Below are 25,530 nucleotides of genomic sequence, written 5' to 3'. Positions count from 1 at the left end.
CACTAAGTGCCGATACCCCAGTCAGTCGGGTAGGTCACTAACCTCTTGACGCGCATCGATGAACCATTCCTTGAGATGCGTCCCATCCGAGAGGAAAAATAGAACATGTTCTAGTGGTTCGGCTATCGTATGCCCATGGCAGGTACCGACATCCCCGACACCATCTCCCTCTCCGAGGTGTCCGAGGTCACCGATGAGGTCGACGTTCTCGTCGTCGGCTTCGGCATCGCCGGCGGATGCGCCGCCGCCGAGGCCGCAGCGAACGGCGCGCGGGTGCTGTTGATCGAGCGGGCCGCGGGCGCCGGGGGCACCACGTCGATGGCCGGCGGCTTCTTCTATCTGGGCGGCGGCACCGCCGTACAGCAGGCCACCGGATTCGACGACTCGGTGGAGGAGATGGAGAAGTACCTCATCGCCACGTCCGTCGATCCCGAGATCGACAAGATCCACGCCTACTGCACCGACAGTGTCGATCACTTCACCTGGCTCGAAGATCTCGGCTTCCAGTTCGAGCGGAGTTTCTACGGCGAGAAGGCCGTCATCTCCCCCGGCACCGAATGCCTGATGTTCACCGGCAACGAGAAGGTCTGGCCGTACAAGAACATGGCGGTACCCGCCCCGCGCGGACACAAGGTGCCGGTCGAGGGTGACACCGGCGGCGCGTCGCTGGTCATCGATCTCCTCGAGAAGCGTCTCGCCGAACTCGGTGCCGAGGTCCGGTATGACACCGGTGCCCGTCACCTCGTCGTCGACGACGACGGTGCGGTCGTCGGAGTCGCGTGGAAGCGTCCCGGCGCCGAGGGCGTCATCAGGGCACAATCGGTCATCATCGCCGCCGGCGGCTTCGTGATGAATCCGGACATGGTCGCCGAGAATGTCCCCCATCTCGCGTCCAAACCGTTCGTCCTGGGCAACACCTACGACGACGGTCTAGGCCTGCGGATGGGCGCATCCGTCGGCGGGGAGCTGCGCCACATGACCGAGGCCTTCATCACCGCCCCGATCTACCCGCCGGGCAGCATGGTCACCGGCCTCATCGTCAACAAGAACGGCGACCGCTTCGTCGCCGAGGACTCCTACCACGCCCGCACTTCGGGATTCGTTCTGGAACAAGATGATTCGACGGCATTCCTCATCGTCGACGAGTCGCATATGAACCCGTCCCGCAACTATCTGGTGAAACTGATCGACGGCTGGGAGACCATCGAGGAGATGGAGTCCGATCTCGGCATCCCGGCCGGCCGGCTCGTGGCGACAATGGAGCGCTACAACGAGAACGCCGCGCGCGGCGAGGATCCCGACTTCCACAAGTCCGCGGACTGGCTCGAGCCGCAGAACACCGGACCGTGGGCCGCCTACGATCTCTCCCTCGGCAAGGCCATCTACGCGGGCTTCACGATGGGTGGCCTGGCCACCTCCGTCGACGGCGAGGTCCTCACCGCCGACGGCACCGTCATCCGCGGCCTCTACGCGGCGGGCGCCAGCGCCGCGAACATCGCCCAGGACTGCAAGGGATATGCGAGCGGCGTCCAACTCGGTGAGGGCTCCTACTTCGGCCGGCGGGCCGGCCGCCACGCCGCCAACCGGCGGGTCGAATAGCACACGGCGAGGGAGTGAGCGTATCGAGACCCGCTCACCGTCGAACCGACCGAAACCCCCGCAACCGCAGACTGTTCGCCACCACGAACACCGACGACAACGCCATCGCCAGCCCGGCGATCATCGGATTGAGAAGCCCGGCGGCGGCCAGCGGAATCGCCGCGACGTTATAGGCGAACGCCCAGAACAGATTGCCCTTGATGGTCCGTAACGTCCTGCGCGACAGCCGAATGGCATCCACGACAGCCCACAGGTCACCACTGACGACGGTGAGGTCCCCGGCCTCGATCGCCACGTCGGTGCCGGTACCCATCGCCAGACCCAGATCCGCCTGAGCCAACGCGCCGGCGTCGTTGATGCCGTCACCGACCATCGCGACCACATGCCCCTGCGCCTGCAGCGACGTGATCGTCGCGACCTTGTCGGCGGGCCGGACCCCGGCGATGACCTCGTCGATTCCCACCTCACCGGCGACCCAGCGGGCAGCGCCCTCGTTGTCCCCGGTCAGCAGCACCGGCCGCAGACCCATGCGCTTGAGTTCCGCGATAGCCGACGCCGACGACGCCTTGATCGTGTCCGACACCACCACGGCACCGGCCACCACATCATCGATCGTCACGATCACCGCGGTCGCGCCCCGCTGTTGAGCCACGTCCACCGCGGCACTCACCGATGCCGGTAGCGCCGCGGACACCGAGCGCGGACTGTGCACCGCGACGACCCGTCCGGCCACGGCCCCGGTCACCCCGGCCCCGTCGACGGCGGCGAAATCGGTGACCTCGGCGATCGCCAGTCCACGGCCCCGCGCACCGGCGACGATGGCCGTCGCGATGGGATGTTCGGATGCCTGCTCCACGGCGGCAGCAGCGGACAGCACCTCGGCGTCGTCGAATCCCTCGGTGGCACTGACGGATTCGAGCGCCATGTCGCCGGTGGTGACGGTTCCGGTCTTGTCCAGGACGATGGTGTCCACGCGCTTGGTGGACTCCAGGACTTCAGGTCCCTTCAGCAGGATGCCGAGTTGCGCCCCTCGCCCGGTGCCCACCATCAGCGCCGTCGGCGTCGCCAGTCCCAGCGCACAGGGGCATGCGATGATCAACACGGAGACGGCTGCCGTGAACGCGAAAGTGATTCCGCCGGAGCCTGTTCCACTGCCCAACCAGAATCCCAGGGTGCCCACCGCGATCAGGATCACCGCTGGCACGAAGAATGCCGAGATGCGGTCGGCGAGCCGCTGCACCTCGGCCTTACCCGCCTGCGCGTCGTTGACCATCCTGGCCATCTGCGCCAGCGCCGTGTCCGAGCCGACATGGGTCGCCCGTGCGATGATCCGCCCGCTGGCGTTCACCGTCGCGCCGATGACCTCGTCACCCTCGGTGACCTCGACCGGGACCGATTCGCCGGTGACCATCGACGCGTCCACCGCCGACGCCCCGCTCACCACCACACCGTCGGTCGCGATCTTCTCACCCGGCCGGACGACGAACTCGTCACCTACGGCGAGCTGATCGATCGGCACCCGACGCTCGACGCCATCGCGAAGTACCGCAACATCTTTCGCGCCCAACTCGAGCAGCGCCCGCAACGCCTCACCGGCACGTCGCTTGGATCGCTTCTCGAAATATCGGCCGGCGAGCAGGAAAGCGGTGACGCCCGCGGCCGCCTCCAGATAGATGTTCGACGCCCCGTCGGTCCGCTGTGGGATCAGCTCGAAGCCGTGGGTCATCCCCGGCTCGCCGGCGGTGCCGAGGAACAGCGCGTACAGCGACCATCCGAACGCCGCCAGGGTCCCCACGGACACGAGCGTGTCCATGGTGGTGGCCCCGTACCGCAGGTTGATCGCGGCGGCACGGTGGAACGGATACGCCCCCCACACGATGACCGGCGCGGCCAACGTCAACGACAGCCACTGCCAGTAGGTGAACTGCCAGGCCGGCACCATCGCCAACACGATCACCGGAATCGAGAGCAGCGCGCAGACGATGAGCCGCTGACGCAGACTCTCCAACTCCCGTTCCGCACGATCGGGAACGGCCGAAGTGTCGTCGGAGGTGTCGCCGCCGGGGCCACCGGGCACCGGGATCGGCGCGGCGTCGTACCCCGCGGCCCGCACCACGTCGATCAGATCGTCGGCCTGCAGCGTCGTCGGAAACTCGACGTGTGCCTGTTCGGTCGCGTAATTGACCGTCGCGCTGACACCGTCGAGCTTGTTCAGCTTGCGCTCGATGCGGTTCGCACACGACGCGCAGGTCATCCCCTCGATGTCGAGGTCGACCGCTGCGGGCGTGGTCATGATCCTCCTTCGTGAGTCATCGAGTGCGTCGGCCCGTGATCGGTGACCTCGACGTCGGGACCCACCGCTCGACCTATCCCGAAGGCCACGCCGAAGACGACCGCCATGGCGACGAGGAACAGCAGGATCGTCGTCGCTGCGGACAGGTCGCCGAGCTTGCGGATCATCGCAGTGTGTACCCCGCCTCGGTCACCGCGTCCGAGACCGAATCCCGTTCCAGTGCAGCCGAACTCGTCACGACGACGGCTCCGGTGTCGACGGTGACATCGACGTTCTCCACGCCGGGGATCTCCGAGATCTCCTCACGAACAGATGCCGCGCAGTGTCCGCAGGTCATCCCGTCGACGGTGTAGGTGGTCGTAACAGACATGATTTCCTCTCAACTCCGACGATCAACTCTTGACGAGCCGCGCGATCGCGGCCATCGCCTCATCGATCTTTTCCTTACCCGCGGCGTCGCTTTCCTGCGCCGCGTGCATCACACAGTGATTCATGTGCTCCTCGAGCAACCCCAATCCCACGGCCTCGAGCGCCTTGGTCATGGCCGAGAGCTGCGTCAGGATGTCGATGCAGTACGCCTCTTCCTCCACCATCCGCTGCAGACCCCGCGACTGGCCTTCGATACGCCGCAATCGGCGCAGGTAGTCGTCCTTGCGTCCGATGTATCCGTGCTGCGCGTGCTCGTGCGGACTCTCCGCCATGGTCGACCTCTCGTTCATACCTTCCTCAACACCATACCCCCCTATGGTATGTCCACGGCAAGTATCGGCCCGGCGACGGCGGAATGATCCGCTACTTCGGGCGGATCGCGTCGGCGATCCGGGCGAGCGACCGGGAGATGTCGTCGAGCGCCGCGGCGACCTGCGCGAGATCCGGGTTCGGCGACGTCGCGGGTGGGTATGTCCGAGCGCCCGACAGCGGTCCGGACTGAACACGCGGCCCGGGCTGGACAGGAGGCCCGGGCTGCACGCGGGGTCCCGGTGGCGGGTACGCCGGTGCGCGCAGCCCACCCGACGGCGGAGCGGTCGACAGCGGCGGCCGCCCGGAGGCGGGCGGCACCGGGGCACGGCCGTCCGACGGCGGCCGCCCGACGTACTGCTGATTCCCCGGTACCCCCGCGACCGGCGCAGCGGTAGACGGCGGTGTCACCGGCGGCGTGACGGGCGGTGTGACGGGCGGAGCCTGCTGAGCCGCCCACGATCGGGGAGAGGAGAGGTCCTCCGCCGGTGGCATCGGGTCCTGCGCACCGACCGGGCGTCGATTCAACAGCGAGTCCGCGGCGAACGGGTCGGAGTACGGATCGACGGCGAGCGGATCATTCAGCGGATCCGCTCGACGGGTCTCCCCCGGCAAGCCGAAATAGGTGTCGAGTCCGTCGTCGACGCGCGGTGCGGACTCGGGCAGCAGATGCCGACTGGAACTGCCCGGGGACGGCTGTTCGGGTGGCGGCTGGTTCGTCGACCGGCGTCCGCCGCGGTAGCGGTTCTCGTCGGCGGGCGGCAGCGAATCCGTCGAACCATACTGTGCGGTATAGCCTTTCGTGGACGCGAAGCCGTTGAGGGAGTCGTGATGGCCATTCGACGTCGACCCGGGCACACGGAACTGGTGCCCGTTGATCTCGAAGAATTCGTCGGTCACGCTGACTCCCATCACCTCACGCAGCCTCTGGCATGACATGCACTGGGCCCCGTACTACTGCGGAGTAAGTCTAGGGACCCGGCGCGTGCGGGCGCCAGCGGACAGCGAGGTACCCGACCCGATCGGGCACATGCCGAGGTCAGTCTGACACGAAGTCGGACACCGTCGCGAGGGTACGGTGGAACCCTGGTGTGACGCTCAGGTCGAGCTTCAGGCTCCGGCTACCGGGCCGCCGCCACGACGTCGTCGACGATCCGTCCGTCCACCAGCCGGAACTCGCGCGAGATACCGTGCGCATCCGTCTCCGGATGATCCAGGCGCACGTGCGAACCGCGCGACTCGGTGCGGGCGCTCGCCGCGGCGACCACGGCGCGCGCCACCACCCTCAGCCCGCTGTCCTCGATGTCACTGACCGTCGATGCGTTCACCGACGGCATCTCGGGATCGTCGAGCAGTTCGGCCACCGCGTCCAGGCCTGCCGCATCGCGACGCAGGGCGACGTGGCGAGACATGCTGTCCTGCAGGATCTTCCGCTCGATGACCGGCACCGCAACCGAACCCGGCACCACCTCCACGACACGCTCGGCCCGCCGTGATTCGGCCACCGCGGCCGTCCGTCGACCCATCACCACTCCTTCGAGCAGACTGTTGGAGGCGAGCCGGTTGGCCCCGTGGAGCCCGGTGCGGGCCACTTCGCCGGCGGCGAGGAGACCGGGCACCGCGGTACGGCCGTGGGCATCGGTGACGACACCGCCGCACAGGTAATGCGCGCCGGGCACCACCGGAATGCGACCGTCGGCCGGGTCGAGCCCCGCCGCGACGATGCCCGCGGTGACGGTCGGGAAACGCGTGGTGAAGTCGTCGACGCCGGTCACGTCGAGGTAGACGCAGGGATGACCGGTGTTCTCGATCGCCGCCTCCACCGCGTTGGCCACCACGTTGCGTGGCGCGAGATCACCGAGCGGGTGAACGCCGGCGGTCACCGATCGACCGTCGACATCCACCAGGCGGCCGCCCTCCCCACGGACCGCCTCGCTGATCAGTGTGCGCCGCCCACGGCCGCCGTCGGTGTGGAGCATCGTCGGATGGAACTGGATGAACTCGAGGTCGGCGACCGACGCACCGGCTCGCAGCGCGAGCGCCACGCCGTCGGCCGTCGCGCCGGACGGGTTGGTGGTGGCGGCGTACAGGTGCCCGGCGCCCCCGGTCGCCAACAGCACCGTCGGAGCAAGAACGACGCGTTCCCTGCCGCCCTTCCGATAGGCGACACCGACGGCCCGGTCACCGTCGAGCAGGACCTGCGTCGCGATTGCGTCGTCGTGACAGACCAACGTCGACGATCCGCGTCGCCCACCGAGTTCGGTCACCGCGGCGCCGAGCGCCTGCTGGATGCGCGCGCCGGTCGCGTCGCCACCCGCGTGGATGATGCGGCGCACGCTGTGCCCGCCCTCGCGGGTGCGCGACAGGCGACCGTCGGGTCGGCGATCGAACTCGGCACCCCAGCTGATCAGCCCGGATACCGCGGCAAACCCGTCGGAGAGGATCGGCCGGGCGCTGCGCGGATCGGTCAATCCCGCACCCGCCGCGAGGGTGTCCCGCAGGTGGAGATCGACAGAGTCCGTCGGATCGCCGGGATCATGGGGATCGTCGACGGTCACGACGGCAACCCCGCCCTGGGCATAGAACGTCGACGTCGACTGTTCGGCCCGGCCGGATTCCCAGTGCGGCCCCTTGTTCAGGATGACCACGTCCAGACCCGCCTCGACGGCCCGGATGGCGGCCGTCAGGCCCGCGATCCCCGCGCCCACCACCACGAAATCGGCGCGCGTGACGTCGCGATCGCCATGCTCGGTGCCGGTCATCGCACCCACCTCCGGTCGGTTTTCGATCCTCAGTCGAAAACTCTACTCCGCTGTATGGCGCCCGGCTACGCCCGATGGTCACGCTGCCCGGAGGAACTCCGCCACCAGCCCCGGCCACGCCCTCAGCTGTGCCGGCGTCGCCGCCACGTTCAGCGTCGCGTCGGGCATGGTGGCGGCCAGCATCTCCCCGACGCTCACGGGATGGGTGGCGTCGCCGGTCCAGCTGAGCACCAGGGTGGGCGTGGCGATCGTCGCGAGTTGCTCGGCGGACGGGCCGTCGGTGATCGCCGATCCCCGCATCACCGCGGGCAGGATCTCCTCGCGAATGCAGATGGGCGTGACAAACGTGCGCGCCTCGGCGAGAGCGGGCGACGCCGGTTCGTCGACGCTGAGGGCTTCCAACGCCGCCTTACCGTCCCGTTCGACGACGTCGGCCGACGCCAATCGGATCGGCACCTGAGCGCGCCTCGTCTCGCCCATCGTCGGCGGTGTGGCGAGCACGAGTCGCTCGAACCGGTCCGGGTCGGCGAGCACCGCATAGAGCAGGGTGGCCGCCCCCATCGACGATCCGATCCCACTGACCTGTTGACCCGGCACGATCTCGTCGAGCAACCCGAGCAGATCGGCGGCGAGCTCGGGCCAGGTGTACTCCTGCGCGACGGCATCCCCGCCGGAGCGTCCATGACCGCGCGCGTCATAGCGAATCAGCCTGTGCGACAAAGCCACCGGCGACCAGTCGAACTGTCCGGCGGCCTCCTGCTCCTCGGCCTGCGACGTCAGTCCGTGCGCCCAGATCACCGGCAAGCCGGAACCCGTCTGCGTCCACGCGAGACGGGTTCCGCGAACGTCGGCGAACCGGAACCGAGTGCTCACAACGTGGCGGTATCGATCACGAAGCGGTACCGCACATCGCTGCTCACCACCCGGTCGTAGGCGTCGTTGACGTAATCGGCGGAGATGATCTCGATCTCCGCACCGATGCCGTGCTCGGCACAGAAGTCGAGCATCTCCTGTGTCTCGGCGATGCCGCCGATCATCGATCCCGCCAGGCTGCGCCGGTTGCGGGTCAGGGCGAAGGCCGGGACCTCGATCGGATGCTCGGGCAGCCCCAGTTCGACGAGGGTGCCGTTGATGCCCAGCATGCCCATGTAGTCGGCCATGTCGAGATTCACCGAGACGGTGTTGATGATCAGGTCGAAGGTGTCGCGCAACGAGCGAAAGGTATCGGGGTCGCTGGTCGCGTAGTAGTGATCGGCGCCCAGACGCAGACCGTCCTCCATCTTCTTCAGCGACTGCGAGAGCACCGTCACCTCGGCACCCATCGCATGCGCGATCTTCACGCCGACATGGCCGAGGCCACCGAGTCCGATGATCGCGACCTTCTTGCCGGGACCGGCGCCCCAGTGCCGCAGCGGCGAGTAGAGCGTGATGCCCGCGCAGAGCAGCGGTGCCGCCTCGTCGAGCGCGATGCCCTCGGGGATGCGGCAGACGTAGTTCTCGTCGACGACGACGGCCTGGCTGTACCCGCCCTGCGTCGGCTCGCCGTCACGGCCGACGGCGTTGTAGGTGCCGGTCATCCCACGCCGGCAGTACTGTTCCTCGCCGGCCAGACATGCCTCGCATTCCCGGCAGGAGTCGACGAAACACCCGACGCCTACCCGATCCCCGACACCGTGCTTGGTGACCTCGTCGCCGACGGCGGAGACGATTCCGGCGATCTCATGTCCGGGTACAACCGGGTAATTGGCCCGCCCCCATTCGCCGCGTGCGGTGTGGATATCGGAGTGGCAGATGCCCGCGAAGGCGATGTCGATGGCGACGTCGTGCGGGCCGAGGTCGCGACGCTCGATGGTGGTCGCGACGAGTGGCTGGTCTGCTGCGGTGGCGGCATAGGCCTTGACCGTGGTGGAAATGATGAGCTCCTCAGCGGTTGTGGGTTTCCCGTCCTGTTCAAGTCTGCGGCCGGATCGGAATGTATGCCAGGTCACTTATGTGCGCATATGCGCACCTATGTGATGCAATGGGGCATGTCGATCTTCGACGATCCGGCGTTTCGCCGCCTCTACGCCGCGCAGGTGATCTCCCTGATCGCCACCGGACTGCTCACGGTCGCCCTCGGTCTGCTCGCCTACGATCTCTCCCCCGACGCCCCCGCACGCGTGCTCGGGATAGCCCTGGCCATCAAGATGATCGCCTACGTCGGGATGGCCCCGGTCATGCGCGCCGCGCTCGACCGTTTCCCCCGCCGGTCCGTCCTCGTCGGCTCCGATCTCGTCCGGTTGTCCATGGTCGCGGTCCTGCCGTTCGTCTCGCAGACCTGGCAGATCTACGTCCTGGTGTTCGCCCTGCAGACCGCGTCGGCCACCTTTACCCCGACCTTCACCGCCACGATCCCGCAGATCCTGCGCAACGCCGACGACTACACCCGCGCCGTCTCGGCCACGCGTATCGCCTACGACCTCGAGGCACTCGCGAGTCCACTGCTGGCCGCCGCGCTACTGACCGTGATCCCGTACTCCGGCCTGTTCCTGCTCACCTCGGTAGGCTTCGCCGTCTCCGCGCTGCTCGTCGTCGGCGCACGGTTGCCGCACCGGGTCGCCGGCGTGGACACGTCGTCGTCGTTCCTGGTCCGCAGCACCCAGGGATTCCGGATCATGCTCGCGCACAAGGTGTTTTGCGGACTCATCGCGGTCAATCTGAGCGCCGCCGCAGCCACCGCACTGGTTCTGGTGGGCAGCGTGTTCTACATCCGGACAGCATTCGGCCTCGATGCGACGATGCTCGCCGTAGCCCTCGGGGCCTTCGGGGCCGGCTCGCTGACCGGTGCCGTCGGGTTCCCGCGCGCGGCACGGCTGACGTCGCCGAAACACATCGCCGCGACCGGGGCCGCCCTGTGCCTGCTGACCCTCGCCGCGGTCACCGCCGCACTGGTCGTGGCACCCACACCGGGCGCGCTGCTCGGCTGCTGGGCCGTCCTCGGGCTCGGCACCTCGCTGGTGAACACCTCCGCGGGCCGGATCATCCGCGATCACACCGACGCCACCACCATCGACGACGTCGTCACCGCCCAGTTCTCCGCATCGCACGCGGCCTATCTGGTCTGCTATCCCCTCACCGGCCTGCTCGCCATGGTCGAGGCGCTGTGGCTCGCGCCGGCAGCCCTCAGCGGACTCGCGGTCCTCGGTGGGATCGTCGCCTGGACCCAGTGGCGCCGCGGCGAGCACCGCACCGACGACACCGTCTGGCTCCACACCACCGCGCGTGCCGCCTCCGAACCGACCGCCCACGCACTACGCTGACGTGAATCCCCGCATGACTGGAGTCCGCATCGTGGTCGATCATCCGCCGACAGCCCACACGCCGCATGCGCACACCCCGAGCCTGGATCACCGCGTCCAGCCCGATCCCGATCACCTGCAGACCGCGACCTCCGTCTTCGCGATGCTCGCCGATCCGACCCGCCTGCATCTGCTGTGGCTGCTCACCCAGGGAGAATCCGATGTCTCGGCGCTCACCGACGAGGTCGGGGCGTCGCGCACCGCCGTCAGCCAACATCTCGCGAAACTCCGGTTCACCGGTCTGGTCGACACACGCCGAGACGGCCGACGCATCGTCTACTCGATCCGCGACGGTCACGTCGCCCGCCTGGTGCACGAAGGGCTCAATCACGCCGATCACCGGCTCACCGGCGAACCCGGCCACGACTGATCGGGTCCACCCGGGCCGTCCCGGAACCGGTTCTCGTTACACTGTCGGGCGGTGACTACTAGAGACGTGGACGATTCCGAGCGATCGACTCTGCCCGCGGTGTCCCCGGTAGCCGAGATCACCCGCTTCGGCACCACGGCGGCACACGCGGTCGCAGGTGTCGGCCGGTTCGTCGTCCACACCGCGCTCGGCGCCCTGCGCCTGCACGGGCCCAGCACCCGGCAGGTGGCGCACGAGATCCGCGCGACCTTCGAGCACCTCGGTCCCACCTACGTGAAGCTCGGCCAGCTCATCGCCTCGAGCCCCGGTGTCTTCGGGGAGACCCTCGCCGGCGAGTTCGAGTCACTGCTCGACCGCGTCCCGCCCGCCGATCCAGACACCGTGCGAACCCTGTTCATCGAGGAGTTCGGCAAGCCACCCGAGGATGTCTTCGCCACCTTCGATCCGCAGCCCATCGCCTCGGCGTCGATCGCCCAGGTGCACACCGCGACGCTGCCGACCGGCGAGGATGTCGTCGTCAAGATCCAGCGGCCCGGCATCGCCGACCGCCTCGCCCCCGATGTCGCGATCCTCGAGCGGCTCGCCGGGCTCGCCGAGATCTCCGAGTACGGCCGCATGCTCAGCGCACGGCACGTCGTCGAGGATTTCGCCGACGGACTCGACGCCGAACTCGACTTCCGCAACGAGGCCTCGACGATGCGTGAGTGGTACGAGTGCCTGCGCGACGGCCCGTTCGGCGACCGGGTGCGGGTGCCCGACGTCCACGACGCCTTCACCACCGCACGCGTCCTCACCATGGAACGGATCTACGCCGTCCGCATCGACGACGCGGCCGCGGTGCGCGCCGCCGGCCACGACGGCGTCGCGCTGTGCCGCAACCTCCTGCTGTCCCTGCTCGAATCGGCCTTCCACGGCGGCCTGTTCCACGGTGATCTGCACGCGGGCAACGTCATGGTCGACGAGACCGGCACCCTCGTCCTGATCGACTTCGGCATCACCGGCCGATTCACCCCACGCACCCGCCGTATCCTGCGGCAACTCGTCGTCGATCTCATCGTCAAGGGCGATTACGAATCGGCCGGACGCGCCATCTTCCTGCTCGGCGCGGTCCACAATCCCGGCTCCACCAGCAAGGGCGCCGAGGACCTCAAGAAGGTCACGATGCCGCTGTCCACGACGGATCTCGGGTCGATGTCCTACGGCGACCTCGGCCGCCAGATGGCCGCGGTCGCCAAAGCACACGACGCCCGGCTGCCCCGCGAGCTGGTCCTGGTGGGCAAGCAGCTGCTGTACGTGGAGAAGTACATGAAGTTGCTGGCCCCACGGTGGAAGGCCATGTCGGACAAAGAGATCTACGGCTACATGGCCGGGATCATGAAAGAGGCCGAGCGCGACCGCCGCGCCGATCGGGCGCGCCGATGATGCGGATGCCACGAGCCGATATCCGCACGGCTACTCTTACAGCGTCGCGTAATCACAGGAGTCACAAATGAGACGTTTCTGGCCGGCTCTGCTGGCGTTCTTCGGTGTCGCATGCGTCACCGCGGCGATCGCCATTCCACTGTTCCTGGTGCCGAATCTGCGCGTCGTCCCGCTGGACCTCGACATCACGTCGAACGCGGCGTCGATCCCGGAAGACGGATCCGCCGCCGACAGCGTGCCTGCCACGATCTTCGATCGCTGCTCTGTCTCGCAGGCCAAGGCCAAGCAGTACTCGGCGCATCTGACGCAGCAGCGCCGGTCGATCATCGTCGACCCCTCCGACAGCCATCAGGCGACGCTGCAGTCCGCGCAGACGGTGCAGATCGACAAGCTGCGCGACGCCGACGGCAAAGAGACCGACCCGACGATGGCTGCCGCCGATGCCGAGCGCACCTGCAATGACGGTCTGCTCACCGCGAGCATCGATCACGTGTCGGTGAACCGCAAGACGTCGGTACCGAACGGCACCGTCAGCTACATCCAGCTCGAGGCCGCCCCCGAGGGTGTCGACGTCAAGGATGTCTCGGTGCGCCTCGACAACCGCAAGGGCTTCCAGTACAAGTTCGGCTTCAACGTCAAGAAGCGCGATTACCTCTACTACGACCTCAACACCCGCACCGACAACGCCGCCAAGTTCTTCGAGGAGAAGACGATCGACGGCGTGAAGGTCTACGGCTTCGTCAGCGAGGTCCCCGAGACCGATCTGTCGAGCCTGCCCAACCCGCAGGGTGAGGCGGCACTGGGCACCATGCTGACCATGCCCGCCAAGTGGTGGGGCATCACCGGCCGCGGCGTGCGTCCCAACGACAAGATCACCATGCACCGCTACGCCTCGGCGACGCGGTACGTGTGGGTGGAGCCCGAGACCGGCACGATCGTCGACGGCAAGGAAGAGCAGCACCAGTACTTCAAGTCACCGGATCAGAGCGACTCGAACGCCGCCGCCGTCCGTGACTTCCGGTTCGACGCGCTCAAGGCCACGTTCAAGTGGGAGGACTCCACCGTCTCCCTGCAGACCAGCAAGGCCGATCATTACCGCGGGCTGCTGAAGATGGGTGACGTCTGGCTGCCGCTGGCCCTGGGCATCCTCGGCGTGCTGCTCCTCGCCGCCTGGCTGTGGACGGTGCTGCGTCGTCGTCGCGCCGATGACACCGACGACAGTTTCTCCGCAGTCGACGACGACCGCGTCGACCCCGACGACACCCAGACCACCGTCGACGGTGGGCGCACCCCCCGGCATTCCGCGGCGGCGACCACCGCCTCTGCCATTGCTGCCGCGACGACCCGGTTCAACACCCCCGAGGCCGACGCCGCGGAGACGACGGCCATCGATCCGCAGACCGACACCCCCGCATCGGGACTCGATCCGTGGGAGCGCCCCACCGAGCAGATCCCGCGCGTCGAGGACGATCCGGGCTACCCGGACAACCCCGAGAACCCGGATCAGCCGACCAAGAGCTGACCACCTGGAGATAGCGCACTCCCTCGGGCACCTGTGGATGGATACGGCCGCACGGCGCCGTCCGGCCACAGACTGTGCGGCATGGATTCCTTTGACGAGTTGCTCGACGTCCAGGACGGTGTGATCGCACGCGGACAGATCCTGGAATCCGGCCGGTCGACGGCGCTGATCCGCCGCAACCTCCGGCGCCGCGAGTGGGTGGCGGTGTATCCCGGCGTGTACGTCACCCACACCGGACCCCTCACGTGGCGACAGCGTGCCTGGGCCGCGGTACTCGACGCGTCACCGGCGGCACTGAGCCACGCATCCGCACTCGCCGACGCGGGCTCGTCGGATGAGGAGCCCATCCACATCGTGGTGGACCGGCAGCGTCGTGTGACCCGCCGCCCCGGCGTCGTCGTGCATTACCGTTCCCGATTCGACGAGACGCTGGTACAGAACACCAGCCCACCACGGCTGCGGGTGGAGGAGGCCGTGCTCGACCTGGCATCCGGCGCAGCATCTGAAGGGCGCGCCGTGGCGGTCCTGGCCGATGCGGTGTCCTCACGCACGACCACCGCGAAGCGGCTCCTCGACGCGGTGCGCAAACGCCTGCGGTGTCGACGGCGTGCCTTCATCGAAGGCGTCCTCGCGGATGTACGGACGGGCACCTGCTCCGTCCTCGAACACGGGTACCTGACACAAGTCGAACGCGCCCACGGGCTTCCGACACCGATCCGCCAGGCGCCCACCACGGCGGGCCGGCGCGGATTCCGCGATGTGGACTATGACGACTGGGGTGTCGTCGTCGAGCTCGACGGCAGGCTCGCGCACGACGGCCCCCTCGCGCGTGATCGGGATCTGGAGCGCGACCTCGACGCCGCTGTCGGGGCACACCGACGCTCCCTGCGCCTGGGATGGGGACAGGTCTTCGACCGGCCATGCAGCACAGCCCGCAAGGTCGCGGCGGTCTTGAGCTCCGGCGGGTGGGGCGGCGAGGTCCTCCGGTGCCCGTCCTGTCCGCCTCCGCCTCTGCCTCCGCCGTAGATCCGGACCACATACTGGAACAGATCTACGGCACAGGGGGCCGCGGCCGGGTCTCCCCGATACCGACGACAGGAGCCGGTGACCCCGAGGTCACCGGCTCCTGTCTATGTGTGTTGCTGTGGACGTCCCGTCAGACGATCAGAAGAACGCCGGGCGGAAGGTCGTGGCCCACGACTCCTTGAAGTCGCGCTGCCAGTAGTCCCACCAGTGCGAACCATCCGCGGTGATGCGGGTGGTCAGCCGCACGCCCGGCACGGTGGCCAGACGGGCGATGTAGAGCTGGCTGCTGGTCGACGCGGCAACCTCGAGCGGAATCATCTGCGCGAACTTGACCGGATCGAAGCCGGCGCTGCCCGGGGTGAGGGTCGAGTCGTAGCGGCTGCCCACACCGGTGCCCGCCGAGACGTACACCCGCTTGCCCGCCAGGTTGCCCGCTGTCAGGAACGGGTCGTTGGCGGCCCATTCGCCGGCAGGCCAGACGCCCCACATGTTGACCGGGTTGCCGCCCATCTCGATGACCGACGCCTGGATGCCCTGGTTGAAGCCGGGCATGGTGACTGTCGGGTAGCCGCTGTAGGACGCGACGGCCTTGTAGAAACCGGGGTGCTTCGATGCGAGGTTCAGCGCCGAGGTGCCCGACATCGACAGGCCGGCGATGCCGTTGCGGCGGTTGTCGCTGTTGTGCTTGCGCTTCATGTAGGCGGGCAGCTCGCGGGTCAGGAAGGTCTCCCACTTCTGCACACCGAGCTTCGGGTCGCGCTGCTCCCAGTCGGCGTAGAACGAACCACCGCCGCCGAACGGGATGGCGACGTTGGTGCCCTTGCCGACCATGAAGTCGTCGACGTTGGTGTTGATCAGCCAACCGCTGTTGTTGTTGGGGGCACGCAGACCGTCGAGGAGGTAAAGCGTGGGCTTGGCGCCACTACCGCCACCGTCGATGATGCGGACCGGAATGCTGCGGCCCATGGCGGCCGAGTAGACGCTTTCCGTGGTGCCGGCCGCATGGGCTGTCGGCGAGGCGACCACGGCGCCACCGGAGGCGATTGCCGCGAGGGCCACTGCACCGGCGACCAAGCGCTTGCGAGCGCGAGTGAACATGCTGTTGTCCTTCAGAAGATCTTGACCGCAAGCGGCCTCGGTCGTTTCGGGATTTTCCTTGGGGAGTCTAGAGCCCAATTGTTTACGGGTGTCCCCACCGCGAGTCACTGTAACGGCTCGATAACGCTCGGGCAAAGGCAACGCCAGGACCCGGCGGCCCGATTCGTCGCACGTCAGCGACTTCGACACGCCGTTGAACTGCGGTGACACGAGTCACGCGTGGGCTAGGTCACAATCACCTGCGAACTCCCGGCACGGCCTGAACTCGGGCGATATCCCGGCGTTACCCGTTTGCTCGGCAAACGGTGACCCGGCCATCGAGGGCCGCATACCCTTCTGCCATGGACCTCACCGAGTACCTGCGCCACGACGCCACCGACCTCGCCCGACTCGTCTCCTCCGGCGAGGTCACCGCGGCGGAACTGCTCGCCCTCGCCCGGCGCCGCGCCGACGACGTCGATCCCACCCTCAACGCGATCGTCCGCCGTACCGACGCCGCCGCGGACGAGCGCGTCGCCGGCGAACTCACCGGCCCCTTCGCGGGCGTCCCGTTCCTGCTCAAGGATCTCGCCCAGGATTACAAGGGATACCCGACGTCGTGGGGATCGCGGTCACTCGCCACGGTCGTCGCCACCGAGACGTCGAATATCGTGCAGCGCTACCTCGACGCGGGACTCGTCATCTTCGGCAAGACCAACACGCCCGAGTTCGGCGCGAAGGGCATCACCGAGTCGGAACTCTGGGGTCCGGCGCGCAGTCCGTGGAACCCCGATCACACGCCCGGCGGATCGTCGGGCGGGTCGGGTGCGGCGGTGGCGGCCGGCATCGTGCCCGCGGCCGCGGCGAACGACGGCGGTGGCTCGATTCGCATCCCGGCCGCCTGCAACGGTCTCGTCGGACTCAAGCCCACGCGCGGTCTGTGTCCGTTCGGTCCGGCCGAGGGCGAGGCGATGTTCGGCATGGCCGTGCAGGGCGTCCTGAGCCGCACCGTGCGCGACGCCGCGGGCCTCTACGACGCGATCGTCGGCCCCACCCCCGGCTCCGTCTATCCGACACCCACACCGACCGTTCCGTTCACCGAGCAGATCCAACGCCTGCCGCAACGGCTGAAGATCGGTTACTCCACCGCCTCGGCGATCACGTCCTCCCCCGACCCCGAGGCCATCGCCGCCGTCGAGCGGACGGCGCAGATCCTCACCGATCTCGGTCACGAGGTCCATGAGGTCGCCCAGCCCTACGACGACGCCGCGTTGGCCCGCGATTTCCTCACCATCTGGTTCGCGAAGGTCGCCGCCCAGGTCGACGACGCGCGCGGGCGCGGCGCGCAGGACAAGGATTTCGAGGCCGATACCCTCGCCGTCGCCGAACTCGGACGCAGCGCGGGTGTGGTGGCCGCGTTCGGCGCGTTGGAGCGTGTGAACAACTACGTCCTCGGGCTGGCCGAATTCCACACCACCTTCGACTATCTGCTCACCCCCACCCTCGCCAAGCCACCGCTGCGCGTCGGTGAGATCACGACTCCCAAACCGCTGCAACAGGCTTCGCGATTCATGTCGAAGGTGCACGCCGGCTCGATCCTCGCGCGCACCGGCATCATCGACGACCTGATCGAGCAGAACCTCGGCTGGGTTCCCTACACCCAGCTCGCCAATCTCACCGGACGCCCGGCGATCAGCGTGCCGACGCATTGGACGGCGCCCGGCCTGCCCCTCGGGGTGCAGTTCGTCGGGCGCCTCGGCGCCGACGGTGATCTGCTCGCGCTCGCCGCCCAACTCGAGCAGGCGGCGCCGTGGGCGCACCATTACGACGACATCGCGGTGTAGCCAGGGTGGACCGAGACATCCGGGTATTACGGCCCATAGTGACCGCGCTCGCTGGGAGTATCGTCAGACCGATCGGGGGCAGGGGAAATCATGCGCCCCGGTCACGTGGTGGAAGGAGCCCCCGTTGACTCAGCAGCACGTCGACGCCGTCGTCGTCGGATCCGGACTCGCAGGTCTTGTCGCGACCTATGAACTGACGCAGGCGGGCCGCAAGGTCATCGTCGTCGATCAGGAGAATCGCAGCAATCTCGGCGGGCAGGCGCTCTGGTCGCTGGGCGGGCTGTTCCTCGTCGACACCCCCGAGCAACGTCGGCTCGGTATCAAGGATTCCGCCGAGCTCGCACTGCAGGACTGGATGGGTTCGGCCGCCTTCGACCGCGACGACGAGGATTACTGGCCGCGCCAGTGGGCCCGTGCCTATGTCGAGTTCGCGGCCGGCGAGAAGCGTCAGTATCTGCACGATCTCGGGCTGCGCATCACGCCCGTCATAGGCTGGGCCGAGCGCGGCGGCGGATTCGCCGACGGGCACGGCAATTCGGTGCCGCGGTTCCATCTCACCTGGGGCACCGGACCCGAGGTGGTCCGCGTCTTCGCCGAACCCGTCCTCGAGGCGGAGAAGCGGGGACTCGTCGAGTTCCGGTTCCGGCATCGCGTCGACGAGATCATCGTCGAGAACGACGCCGCGGTGGGCGTGCGCGGGGCGACCCTCGCCGACGACGACGCCGAGCGCGGCGTGGCGTCGAATCGTGATGTGACAGGCGAATTCGAGATCCGCGGCAACGCCGTCATCGTCACCACCGGCGGCATCGGCCACAATCACGACCTCATCCGTAAGAACTGGCCCGTCGACCGACTCGGCCCGGCGCCGGAGACGATGATCTCCGGTGTCCCCGCCTACGTCGACGGCCGGATGCTCGCCATCGCCGAGGGCGCCGGCGCGAGCCTGGTCAACCGCGACCGCATGTGGAACTACACCGAGGGCATCATCAATTGGGATCCGATCTGGCCCGATCACGCCATCCGCATCATCCCCGGGCCGTCGTCGTTATGGCTCGACGCCAACGGAAACCGTTTGGCCCCACCGAATTTCCCGGGTTTCGACACCAATTCGACGATGAAGGCGATCCTGTCCACGGGGCATGACTACTCGTGGTTCATCCTCACCCAGTCGATCATCGAAAAGGAGTTCGCGCTCTCCGGCTCCGAGCAGAACCCCGACCTCACCGGCAAGGATCTGAAGTTCGCCGCGAAGAGCCGCCTGGCGAAGGGAGCACCCGGACCCGTCGACGCATTCAAGAACCGCGGCGTCGATTTCGTCGTCAGCGACAATCTGCCCGATCTGGTGGCCGGGATGAACACCATCGCCCGGGGGCCGAAACTCGATCTGGCACAGGTCGAACGCATCATCTCCGCCCGCGACGCCCAGATCGAGAACAAGTACTCCAAGGACGCGCAGCTGATGGCGATCACCAACGCGCGCCAGTACCTCGGTGACAAACTCGTCCGCGTCGCCAAACCACATCGCCTGCTCGACCCGGAGCACGGACCACTGATCGCCGTCCGGCTCAACATCCTGACCCGAAAGACGTTGGGCGGCTTGGAAACCAATCTCGACTCGGCGGTCATGCGGCCCGACGGCAGGCAGTTCGACGGCCTGTATGCGGCCGGCGAGGTCGCCGGGTTCGGCGGCGGTGGCGTGCACGGCTACAACGCGCTGGAGGGCACGTTCCTCGGCGGCTGCATCTTCTCCGGACGTGCTGCGGGGCGGGCCGTCGCCCGCGGTTGAGGTGCGCCGCGGTTGGGCCAGCCTGGCCAAACCAAGGTGATCCTTTGCCCACGCTGCCCGCGACACTGTCGCTAGGCTGTTGATCGTGGCGACACCACAGACCATCCTCACCAGGAAGACGAAGTACGCACTATTCCTCGTCCTCACCATCAACGACGGTGGCGAGGAGGCGGTGCGTGACTTCCTGCCCGACTTCGCCGGACTGATCAGCGCCGTCTCGTCGCGCGCTCCCGATCAGGCCCTCGCCGGGATCGTCGGTATCGCGTCGGACGCCTGGGACCGTCTCTTCGACGGCCCGCGCCCACGTCTGCTGCGCCCGTTCACCCCGCTCGAGGGTCCCGTGCACAGCGCGCCGGCGACGTCCGGAGATCTGCTGCTGCATCTGAAATCGGATCAGTTCGATCTCTGCTATGAGTTGGGCCGCAAGGCAACCGGCGCCCTCGGCGATGCGGTGACCGTCGTCGAGGAGGTGCACGGTTTCCGCTATTTCGATCTGCGCGATCTCATCGGCTTCGTCGACGGCACCGAGAATCCCACCGGCCAGGACGCGATCGACGCGATCACCGTCGGCGACGAGGACAGCTACTTCGCCGGCGGCAGTTATGTCGCGACGCAGCGCTACGTCACCGACTTCGCCGACTGGGAGTCGCTGACCGTCGAAGAGCAGGAAGCGGCGATCGGCCGGACCAAACTCGACAACATCGAGATGTCCGACGCCGTCAAACCGGCCAATTCGCATATCGCGCTCAACGTGATCGAGGATGCCGACGGCAACGAGATCGACGTCGTCCGCGACAACATGCCCTACGGCGACGCATCGGTGAGCGGCGAGACGGGCACCTTCTACATCGCCTACTCCGCCGGCCCCGACGTGACCGACGCGATGCTGCGGAACATGTTCCTCGGCGATCCGCCCGGCAACTACGATCGCCTCCTCGACTTCACCACCGCCGTCTCCGGCGTGCAGTTCTTCGCGCCGACCACCGACTTCCTTGCCGCCCCGCCGCCGGCACCGACCGCCGCGGGCACCGTCGACGACGAGACCGAGGACTCAGGTGCCGCACCCACCCCGACCGAGACGCCCGTCGAGCCCACTCCCGAAGCAGCACCACCCACCCGCACCCGTCCCGCCGACGGCTCCCTCGGCATCGGCTCACTGCACTGACACCGACGACGACCCACCGACTGATCACCTAGGAGACCTGCCATGAGCAATCTGCATCGCGAACTCGCCCCCATCTCGGAGGCCGCCTGGGCCGAGATCGAGGAGGAGGCGACCCGCTCCTTCAAGCGCAACAGTGCCGGCCGACGCCTCGTCGACGTGAAGGGCCCGCTCGGCCTCGACACCGCGTCGGTCACCCTCGGTCACCGCAGCAAGATCGATTCGCCCGCCGACGGCATCCACGCGTTCACCCGCCACACGCAGTCCCTCGTCGAACTGAAGGTGCCGTTCTCGGTGACCCGCGAGGCCATCGACGACGTCGATCGCGGCGCGAAGGATTCCGATTGGGATCCGGTCGTCGATGCCGCCAGTGAACTGGCGCTGGCCGAGGATCGCGCGATCTTCGAGGGCTACGCCGCCGCCGGCATCACCGGCATCCGAAACGAGGCGTCGGCCACGCCGATCCCGCTGCCCGAGGATGTGCGCGATTACCCCGAGGCCGTCTCGCAGGCGCTCAACCAGTTGCGTCTGGAATCGGTCGACGGCCCGTACTCGCTGGCCCTGTCGGCCGACGTGTACTCGCTGGTGAACGAGACGTCGAATCACGGTTACCCGATCCGCCAGCACCTGCAGCGTCTGCTCGACGGCGAGATCGTGTGGGCCCCCGCGATCACCGGCGCGTTCCTGATCAGCACGCGCGGCGGCGATTTCGAGTTGACCATCGGCCAGGACGTGTCGATCGGCTACGACTCGCACGACGCCGACTCGGTGAACCTGTACTTCCAGGAGTCCTTCACGTTCCTGGCGTTCACCCCGGAGGCCGCGGTTCCGCTGACCTATCAGGGCAGCGCCTGAGCGTCGCCGGCCGCGTCCGCGCGAGATATTCCGTCGCCGTCGACGCTGCTTCCTTGCTAGCGTCGAGCGGGTGAGCCCGTCATGCTGATCCGCCTCATCCGCACCTATCTGGCGCGGTACAAGCCGAACATGATCGCCGTGATCGTCTTCCAGTTGATCGCGACCGGCGCCATGCTCTATCTGCCCACGCTCAACGCCGACATCATCGACAACGGTGTGGCCACCGGCGATACCGCCTACATCCTGCGGGTCGGCGCGATCATGCTGGCGATCAGCTTCATCCAGGTGATCGTCAGCATCACCGCCCAGTTCTTCGGCTCCCGCGCCGCGCTCGGTGCCGGCCGCGACATCCGGCACGATCTGATGCACCGCGTCGACACGTTCTCCGCCCGCGAGGTGAAACTGTTCGGCGCGCCGTCGTTGATCACCCGCACCACCAACGACGTCCAGCAGGTGCAGTTGCTCATCGTGATGAGCACCTCCATCCTCGTCATGGCGCCGATCATGTGCATCGGCGGCATCATCATGGGTCTGCACGTCGCACCCGGCCTGTCCTGGGTGCTGGCCATCGCCGTCCCGGTCCTGGCCCTGACGATGGCCCTCATCATCGCCCGGATGATCCCCGGTTTCCGCGCCATGCAGGAACGGATAGACACGGTGAACCGCGTTCTGCGCGAACAGATCACGGGTATTCGGGTGGTCCGCGCGTTCGTGCGGGAACGCTATGAGGTGAAGCGTTTCGCCGGCGCCAACGACGATCTCGCCGATACGACGCTGCGGGTCGGCCGGATGATGGCGCTGATGTTCCCGGCGGTCATGCTGATCACCAATGTCACCATCGTCGCGATCATCTGGTTCGGCGGGCGGGCCGTCTCCGACGGCGACGTCGAGATCGGTGCGCTGACCGCGATGATGAGTTACGTCATGCAGATCATGATGTCGGTCATGATGGCGTCGTTCCTGGCGATGATGGCCCCGCGCGCCGCGGTCTGCGCCGAACGCATCTTCGAGGTGCTCGACACCCACACCTCCGTCGAACCGCCCCTCAGCCCCGTCGGTTTCGCCGGGCATCCCGGCACCGTCGAGTTCGACGACGCCGAGTTCCGCTACCCCGGCGCCGACGATCCGGTCCTCTCCCACATCTCGTTCCGCGTCGAGCCGGGCACCACCACCGCGATCGTCGGGTCCACCGGCTCCGGCAAGACGACCCTGATCGGCCTGGTCCCCCGACTCATCGACGCCACGGCCGGCACCGTGCGCGTCGGCGGCACCGACGTGCGCACCCTCGATCCCGACGTGCTGCGCGGCGCCATCGGCCTTGTGCCGCAACGGCCGTACCTGTTCTCCGGCACCGTCGCCTCCAACATCCGCTACGGCAAACCCGACGCCACCGACGCGGAGATCTGGGAGGCGTTGCGCATCGCGCAGGCCGAGGATTTCGTCGCGGAGATGCCCGACGGCCTCGACACCCCGATCTCCCAGGGCGGCACCACCGTCTCCGGCGGCCAGCGTCAACGCCTGGCCATCGCGCGAGCACTCGTCCGACGGCCCGCCGTCTATCTCTTCGACGACTCGTTCTCCGCCCTCGATCTGACAACCGACGCCCGGCTCCGCGCCGCACTCGCCCCCGCGACCGGTGAGTCCGCGGTCATCGTGGTGGCGCAACGCATCTCCACCATCACCTCCGCCGATCAGATCGTGGTGCTCGACCGCGGCCGGGTCGCGGGCATCGGCCGCCACGACGAGTTGCTGGCCACCTGCCCCACCTACGCCGAGATCGCCGAATCGCAGCGCGCCGTCGAGGATGTGTCATGACCGGGCCACGCGGGCCGATGATGGCGGGACCCCAGGAGAAGGCGCGCTCGTTCAAGCCGTCCATCAAGCGACTCATCCGGCTGCTGATGGAGTACCGGCTGTACATGATCACGATCCTCACCTCGCTGGTGGGATCGGTGATCCTGATGGCCATCGCGCCGCGCGTCCTCGGCCATGCCACCGACCTGATCTTCAACGGTGTCATCGGTGCGCGGCTTCCCGCCGGAATCACCAAAGAGCAAGCGGTGGACGGCATCCGCGCGTCCGGCAACAACACGTTCGCGGACATGGTGTCGTCGATGGACGTGACTCCCGGTGTGGGCGTGGAATTCTCCGACGTCGGCCGCACCCTGCTGATCACGTTGCTGCTCTACGTCGGGTCGTCGTTGCTCGCATGGATCGCCGCCTACCTGTTGAACATCGTGGTGGTCGGCACCATCCGCGGTCTCCGCTCCGACGTCGAGGAGAAGATCCACCGGCTGCCGCTGAGCTACTTCGACGCGCAGGCCCGTGGCGATCTTCTCAGCCGGGTGACCAACGATCTCGACAATCTGTCACAGAGCCTGCAGCAGACCATCTCTCAGTTCCTGAATTCGATCATGACCGTGATAGCGCTGCTCGTCATGATGATCATCATCTCGCCGCTGCTGGCGAGCATCGCCGTGGTGACGATCCCGCTGGCCCTCGGCGCCACCGCCCTCATCGCCCGACAATCCAAGCCGCACTTCCTGTCCCAGTGGTCCTCCACCGGAAAGCTCAACGCCCAGGTGGAGGAGGCCTTCACCGGACATGAACTGGTCAAGGCCTTCGGCAGGCAGCGCGAGGTGGAGGCCGCCTTCGACGAGCGCAACGAGCAGCTCTACCAATCGTCGTGGCGGGCGCAGTTCATCTCCGGCGCCATCATGCCGGTCATCATGTTCCTCGGGAACCTGAATTACGTGGCGGTGGCCGTCGTCGGCGGGCTGCGCGTGGCGTCGGGCGCGTTGAGCCTCGGCGAGGTGCAGGCTTTCATCCAGTACTCCCGACAGTTCTCCCAGCCGCTCACCCAGATCGGCTCGATGATGAACCTGATGCAGAGCGGTGTGGCGTCGGCGGAACGAATCTTCGACATCCTCGACGCCGACGAACAGACGCCCGACGATCCGAATCCGTTGACGCCCAGCGAGAACCACGGACGAATCGAGTTCGACGACGTCTCGTTCCGGTACGTCCCGGAGCAGCCGTTGATCGAGCATCTGTCGCTGATCGCGCGGCCCGGCCACATGGTCGCCATCGTCGGGCCGACCGGTGCGGGCAAGACGACCCTGGTCAACCTCATCATGCGGTTCTACGACGTCGACTCCGGCACCATCTCCGTCGACGGCGTCGACGCCCAGCGGATGACCCGCGACGATCTGCGGGAGCGCACCGGGATGGTGCTGCAGGACACCTGGCTCTTCGGCGGCACCATCTACGAGAACATCGCCTACGGTGATCCGACCGCCTCCCGCGAGGACGTGATCGAGGCCGCGCGCCTGAGCCACGTCGACCATTTCGTGCGCGCCCTGCCCGACGGCTACGACACCCGGCTCGACGACGAGGGCGGCGGCGTCAGCGCCGGTGAGCGCCAGCTGATCACCATCGCCCGCGCCTTCCTCGCCAAACCCACGATCCTGATCCTCGACGAGGCCACCAGCTCCGTCGACACCCGCACCGAACTGCTGATCCAGAAGGCGATGGCCAATCTCCGCGCCGACCGCACCAGTTTCGTGATCGCCCACCGACTCTCGACGATCCGCGACGCCGATCTCATCGTCGTGATGGAGGACGGCCACATCGTCGAACAGGGGAATCACGATCAACTCCTGGCAGCCCAGGGCGCGTACTGCCGGCTCTACAACAGCCAGTTCGTGGGGCCGGTCGGGAACACCTGACCCTGCCC

General features: G+C 67.6%; 21 protein-coding genes. 12 read left to right on the top strand and 9 right to left on the bottom strand.

Going from position 1 to position 25,530, the window contains the following annotated elements:
- Positions 1 to 135 precede the first annotated feature (135 nt).
- Positions 136 to 1,599 carry an FAD-binding protein gene (locus tag ACZ4TW_RS18160; protein WP_465544956.1) on the top strand — a complete coding sequence of 488 codons (1,464 nt, stop codon included), beginning with the start codon at positions 136 to 138 and terminating at the stop codon, positions 1,597 to 1,599.
- Positions 1,600 to 1,633: 34 nt separating this feature from the next.
- On the opposite strand, the gene ACZ4TW_RS18155 is transcribed toward ACZ4TW_RS18160, so the two are convergent.
- The 8 genes from ACZ4TW_RS18155 to ACZ4TW_RS18120 form a co-directional block, all read right to left on the bottom strand.
- Positions 1,634 to 3,892, bottom strand: a complete 2,259-nt coding sequence (locus tag ACZ4TW_RS18155) for a heavy metal translocating P-type ATPase (protein ID WP_465544954.1) — start codon at positions 3,890 to 3,892, stop codon at positions 1,634 to 1,636.
- Complete coding sequence (locus ACZ4TW_RS18150; RefSeq protein WP_465544952.1) at positions 3,889 to 4,059, bottom strand: hypothetical protein; 171 nt, start codon at positions 4,057 to 4,059, stop codon at positions 3,889 to 3,891. Before ACZ4TW_RS18150 ends, ACZ4TW_RS18155 begins: the two co-directional genes overlap by 4 nt.
- Positions 4,056 to 4,262 (bottom strand): heavy-metal-associated domain-containing protein, encoded by a 207-nt coding sequence (locus ACZ4TW_RS18145; RefSeq protein WP_465544950.1) that lies wholly within the window; start codon positions 4,260 to 4,262, stop codon positions 4,056 to 4,058. The genes ACZ4TW_RS18150 and ACZ4TW_RS18145 overlap by 4 nt, the downstream gene beginning before the upstream one ends.
- Before the next feature lie 22 nt (positions 4,263 to 4,284).
- Entirely contained in the window at positions 4,285 to 4,593 is a 309-nt protein-coding gene (locus tag ACZ4TW_RS18140; protein WP_465544948.1) for a metal-sensitive transcriptional regulator, read from the bottom strand.
- A gap of 91 nt (positions 4,594 to 4,684) precedes the next feature.
- Positions 4,685 to 5,530, bottom strand: coding sequence for a hypothetical protein (locus ACZ4TW_RS18135; protein WP_465544946.1), 846 nt, complete (start codon positions 5,528 to 5,530; stop codon positions 4,685 to 4,687).
- Between the two features lie 221 nt (positions 5,531 to 5,751).
- Positions 5,752 to 7,392 carry an L-aspartate oxidase gene (gene nadB / locus ACZ4TW_RS18130; RefSeq protein WP_465544944.1) on the bottom strand — a complete coding sequence of 547 codons (1,641 nt, stop codon included), beginning with the start codon at positions 7,390 to 7,392 and terminating at the stop codon, positions 5,752 to 5,754.
- A gap of 78 nt (positions 7,393 to 7,470) precedes the next feature.
- A complete protein-coding gene (locus ACZ4TW_RS18125) occupies positions 7,471 to 8,265 on the bottom strand; it encodes an alpha/beta fold hydrolase (protein ID WP_465544942.1) in 795 nt (264 codons plus the stop codon).
- Positions 8,262 to 9,305: an NAD(P)-dependent alcohol dehydrogenase gene (locus tag ACZ4TW_RS18120; protein ID WP_465545034.1), complete on the bottom strand. Its 1,044-nt coding sequence runs from the start codon at positions 9,303 to 9,305 to the stop codon at positions 8,262 to 8,264. The genes ACZ4TW_RS18125 and ACZ4TW_RS18120 overlap by 4 nt, the downstream gene beginning before the upstream one ends.
- Positions 9,306 to 9,419: 114 nt before the next feature.
- On the opposite strand from ACZ4TW_RS18120, the gene ACZ4TW_RS18115 reads away from it, so the two are divergent.
- The 5 genes from ACZ4TW_RS18115 to ACZ4TW_RS18095 all read left to right on the top strand — a co-directional run bounded on the left by ACZ4TW_RS18115 (position 9,420) and on the right by ACZ4TW_RS18095 (position 15,070).
- The gene (locus ACZ4TW_RS18115) at positions 9,420 to 10,691 is read left to right on the top strand and encodes an MFS transporter (RefSeq protein WP_465544940.1); all 1,272 of its coding nucleotides are present in this window, start codon (positions 9,420 to 9,422) and stop codon (positions 10,689 to 10,691) included.
- A 13-nt stretch (positions 10,692 to 10,704) separates the two neighbouring features.
- Positions 10,705 to 11,100 carry an ArsR/SmtB family transcription factor gene (locus ACZ4TW_RS18110; RefSeq protein ID WP_465544938.1) on the top strand — a complete coding sequence of 132 codons (396 nt, stop codon included), beginning with the start codon at positions 10,705 to 10,707 and terminating at the stop codon, positions 11,098 to 11,100.
- A 99-nt stretch (positions 11,101 to 11,199) separates the two neighbouring features.
- The gene (locus ACZ4TW_RS18105) at positions 11,200 to 12,522 is read left to right on the top strand and encodes an ABC1 kinase family protein (RefSeq protein ID WP_465544936.1); all 1,323 of its coding nucleotides are present in this window, start codon (positions 11,200 to 11,202) and stop codon (positions 12,520 to 12,522) included.
- 67 nt (positions 12,523 to 12,589) lie between these two features.
- Entirely contained in the window at positions 12,590 to 14,044 is a 1,455-nt protein-coding gene (gene pgfA, locus ACZ4TW_RS18100) for a cell envelope lipid trafficking protein PgfA (RefSeq protein WP_465544934.1), read from the top strand.
- An 81-nt stretch (positions 14,045 to 14,125) separates the two neighbouring features.
- Complete coding sequence (locus ACZ4TW_RS18095) at positions 14,126 to 15,070, top strand: type IV toxin-antitoxin system AbiEi family antitoxin domain-containing protein (protein WP_465544932.1); 945 nt, start codon at positions 14,126 to 14,128, stop codon at positions 15,068 to 15,070.
- Between the two features lie 138 nt (positions 15,071 to 15,208).
- Here the strand turns inward: ACZ4TW_RS18095 and ACZ4TW_RS18090 are convergent, their stop codons facing one another.
- Positions 15,209 to 16,378 carry an alpha/beta hydrolase gene (locus ACZ4TW_RS18090; RefSeq protein WP_465544930.1) on the bottom strand — a complete coding sequence of 390 codons (1,170 nt, stop codon included), beginning with the start codon at positions 16,376 to 16,378 and terminating at the stop codon, positions 15,209 to 15,211.
- A gap of 131 nt (positions 16,379 to 16,509) precedes the next feature.
- Between ACZ4TW_RS18090 and ACZ4TW_RS18085 the strand changes: the two genes are divergently transcribed.
- The 6 genes from ACZ4TW_RS18085 to ACZ4TW_RS18060 all read left to right on the top strand — a co-directional run bounded on the left by ACZ4TW_RS18085 (position 16,510) and on the right by ACZ4TW_RS18060 (position 25,522).
- Positions 16,510 to 17,991 (top strand): amidase, encoded by a 1,482-nt coding sequence (locus ACZ4TW_RS18085; protein WP_465544928.1) that lies wholly within the window; start codon positions 16,510 to 16,512, stop codon positions 17,989 to 17,991.
- A gap of 124 nt (positions 17,992 to 18,115) precedes the next feature.
- On the top strand, positions 18,116 to 19,777 hold the full coding sequence (locus ACZ4TW_RS18080) for an FAD-binding dehydrogenase (protein ID WP_465544926.1): 1,662 nt from the start codon (positions 18,116 to 18,118) through the stop codon (positions 19,775 to 19,777).
- 85 nt (positions 19,778 to 19,862) lie between these two features.
- The gene (locus tag ACZ4TW_RS18075) at positions 19,863 to 20,942 is read left to right on the top strand and encodes a Dyp-type peroxidase (protein ID WP_465544924.1); all 1,080 of its coding nucleotides are present in this window, start codon (positions 19,863 to 19,865) and stop codon (positions 20,940 to 20,942) included.
- A 42-nt stretch (positions 20,943 to 20,984) separates the two neighbouring features.
- Entirely contained in the window at positions 20,985 to 21,794 is an 810-nt protein-coding gene (locus ACZ4TW_RS18070; RefSeq protein WP_465544922.1) for a family 1 encapsulin nanocompartment shell protein, read from the top strand.
- Between the two features lie 81 nt (positions 21,795 to 21,875).
- Positions 21,876 to 23,609, top strand: coding sequence for an ABC transporter ATP-binding protein (locus tag ACZ4TW_RS18065; RefSeq protein WP_465544920.1), 1,734 nt, complete (start codon positions 21,876 to 21,878; stop codon positions 23,607 to 23,609).
- Positions 23,606 to 25,522, top strand: a complete 1,917-nt coding sequence (locus tag ACZ4TW_RS18060; RefSeq protein ID WP_465544919.1) for an ABC transporter ATP-binding protein — start codon at positions 23,606 to 23,608, stop codon at positions 25,520 to 25,522. The genes ACZ4TW_RS18065 and ACZ4TW_RS18060 overlap by 4 nt, the downstream gene beginning before the upstream one ends.
- The last annotated feature ends 8 nt before the right edge of the window (positions 25,523 to 25,530 follow it).

This window comes from Agromyces sp. NPDC029043, from assembly GCF_055564615.1.
Note: the sequence above shows the minus strand (reverse complement) of the source record. Positions and strands in the feature narration are given on the sequence as shown.

Excerpts from the sequence above, each read along its gene's own strand:
- ACZ4TW_RS18155 (WP_465544954.1), bottom strand. The coding sequence starts at position 3,892 with ATGACCACGCCCGCAGCGGTCGACCTCGACATCGAGGGGATGACCTGC.
- ACZ4TW_RS18145 (WP_465544950.1), bottom strand. The coding sequence starts at position 4,262 with ATGTCTGTTACGACCACCTACACCGTCGACGGGATGACCTGCGGACAC.
- pgfA (WP_465544934.1), top strand. The coding sequence starts at position 12,590 with ATGAGACGTTTCTGGCCGGCTCTGCTGGCGTTCTTCGGTGTCGCATGC.
- ACZ4TW_RS18150 (WP_465544952.1), bottom strand. The coding sequence starts at position 4,059 with ATGATCCGCAAGCTCGGCGACCTGTCCGCAGCGACGACGATCCTGCTG.
- ACZ4TW_RS18160 (WP_465544956.1), top strand. The coding sequence starts at position 136 with ATGGCAGGTACCGACATCCCCGACACCATCTCCCTCTCCGAGGTGTCC.
- ACZ4TW_RS18085 (WP_465544928.1), top strand. The coding sequence starts at position 16,510 with ATGGACCTCACCGAGTACCTGCGCCACGACGCCACCGACCTCGCCCGA.
- ACZ4TW_RS18140 (WP_465544948.1), bottom strand. The coding sequence starts at position 4,593 with ATGGCGGAGAGTCCGCACGAGCACGCGCAGCACGGATACATCGGACGC.
- ACZ4TW_RS18115 (WP_465544940.1), top strand. The coding sequence starts at position 9,420 with ATGTCGATCTTCGACGATCCGGCGTTTCGCCGCCTCTACGCCGCGCAG.
- ACZ4TW_RS18060 (WP_465544919.1), top strand. The coding sequence starts at position 23,606 with ATGACCGGGCCACGCGGGCCGATGATGGCGGGACCCCAGGAGAAGGCG.
- ACZ4TW_RS18095 (WP_465544932.1), top strand. The coding sequence starts at position 14,126 with ATGGATTCCTTTGACGAGTTGCTCGACGTCCAGGACGGTGTGATCGCA.
- nadB (WP_465544944.1), bottom strand. The coding sequence starts at position 7,392 with ATGACCGGCACCGAGCATGGCGATCGCGACGTCACGCGCGCCGATTTC.
- ACZ4TW_RS18070 (WP_465544922.1), top strand. The coding sequence starts at position 20,985 with ATGAGCAATCTGCATCGCGAACTCGCCCCCATCTCGGAGGCCGCCTGG.
- ACZ4TW_RS18110 (WP_465544938.1), top strand. The coding sequence starts at position 10,705 with ATGACTGGAGTCCGCATCGTGGTCGATCATCCGCCGACAGCCCACACG.
- ACZ4TW_RS18065 (WP_465544920.1), top strand. The coding sequence starts at position 21,876 with ATGCTGATCCGCCTCATCCGCACCTATCTGGCGCGGTACAAGCCGAAC.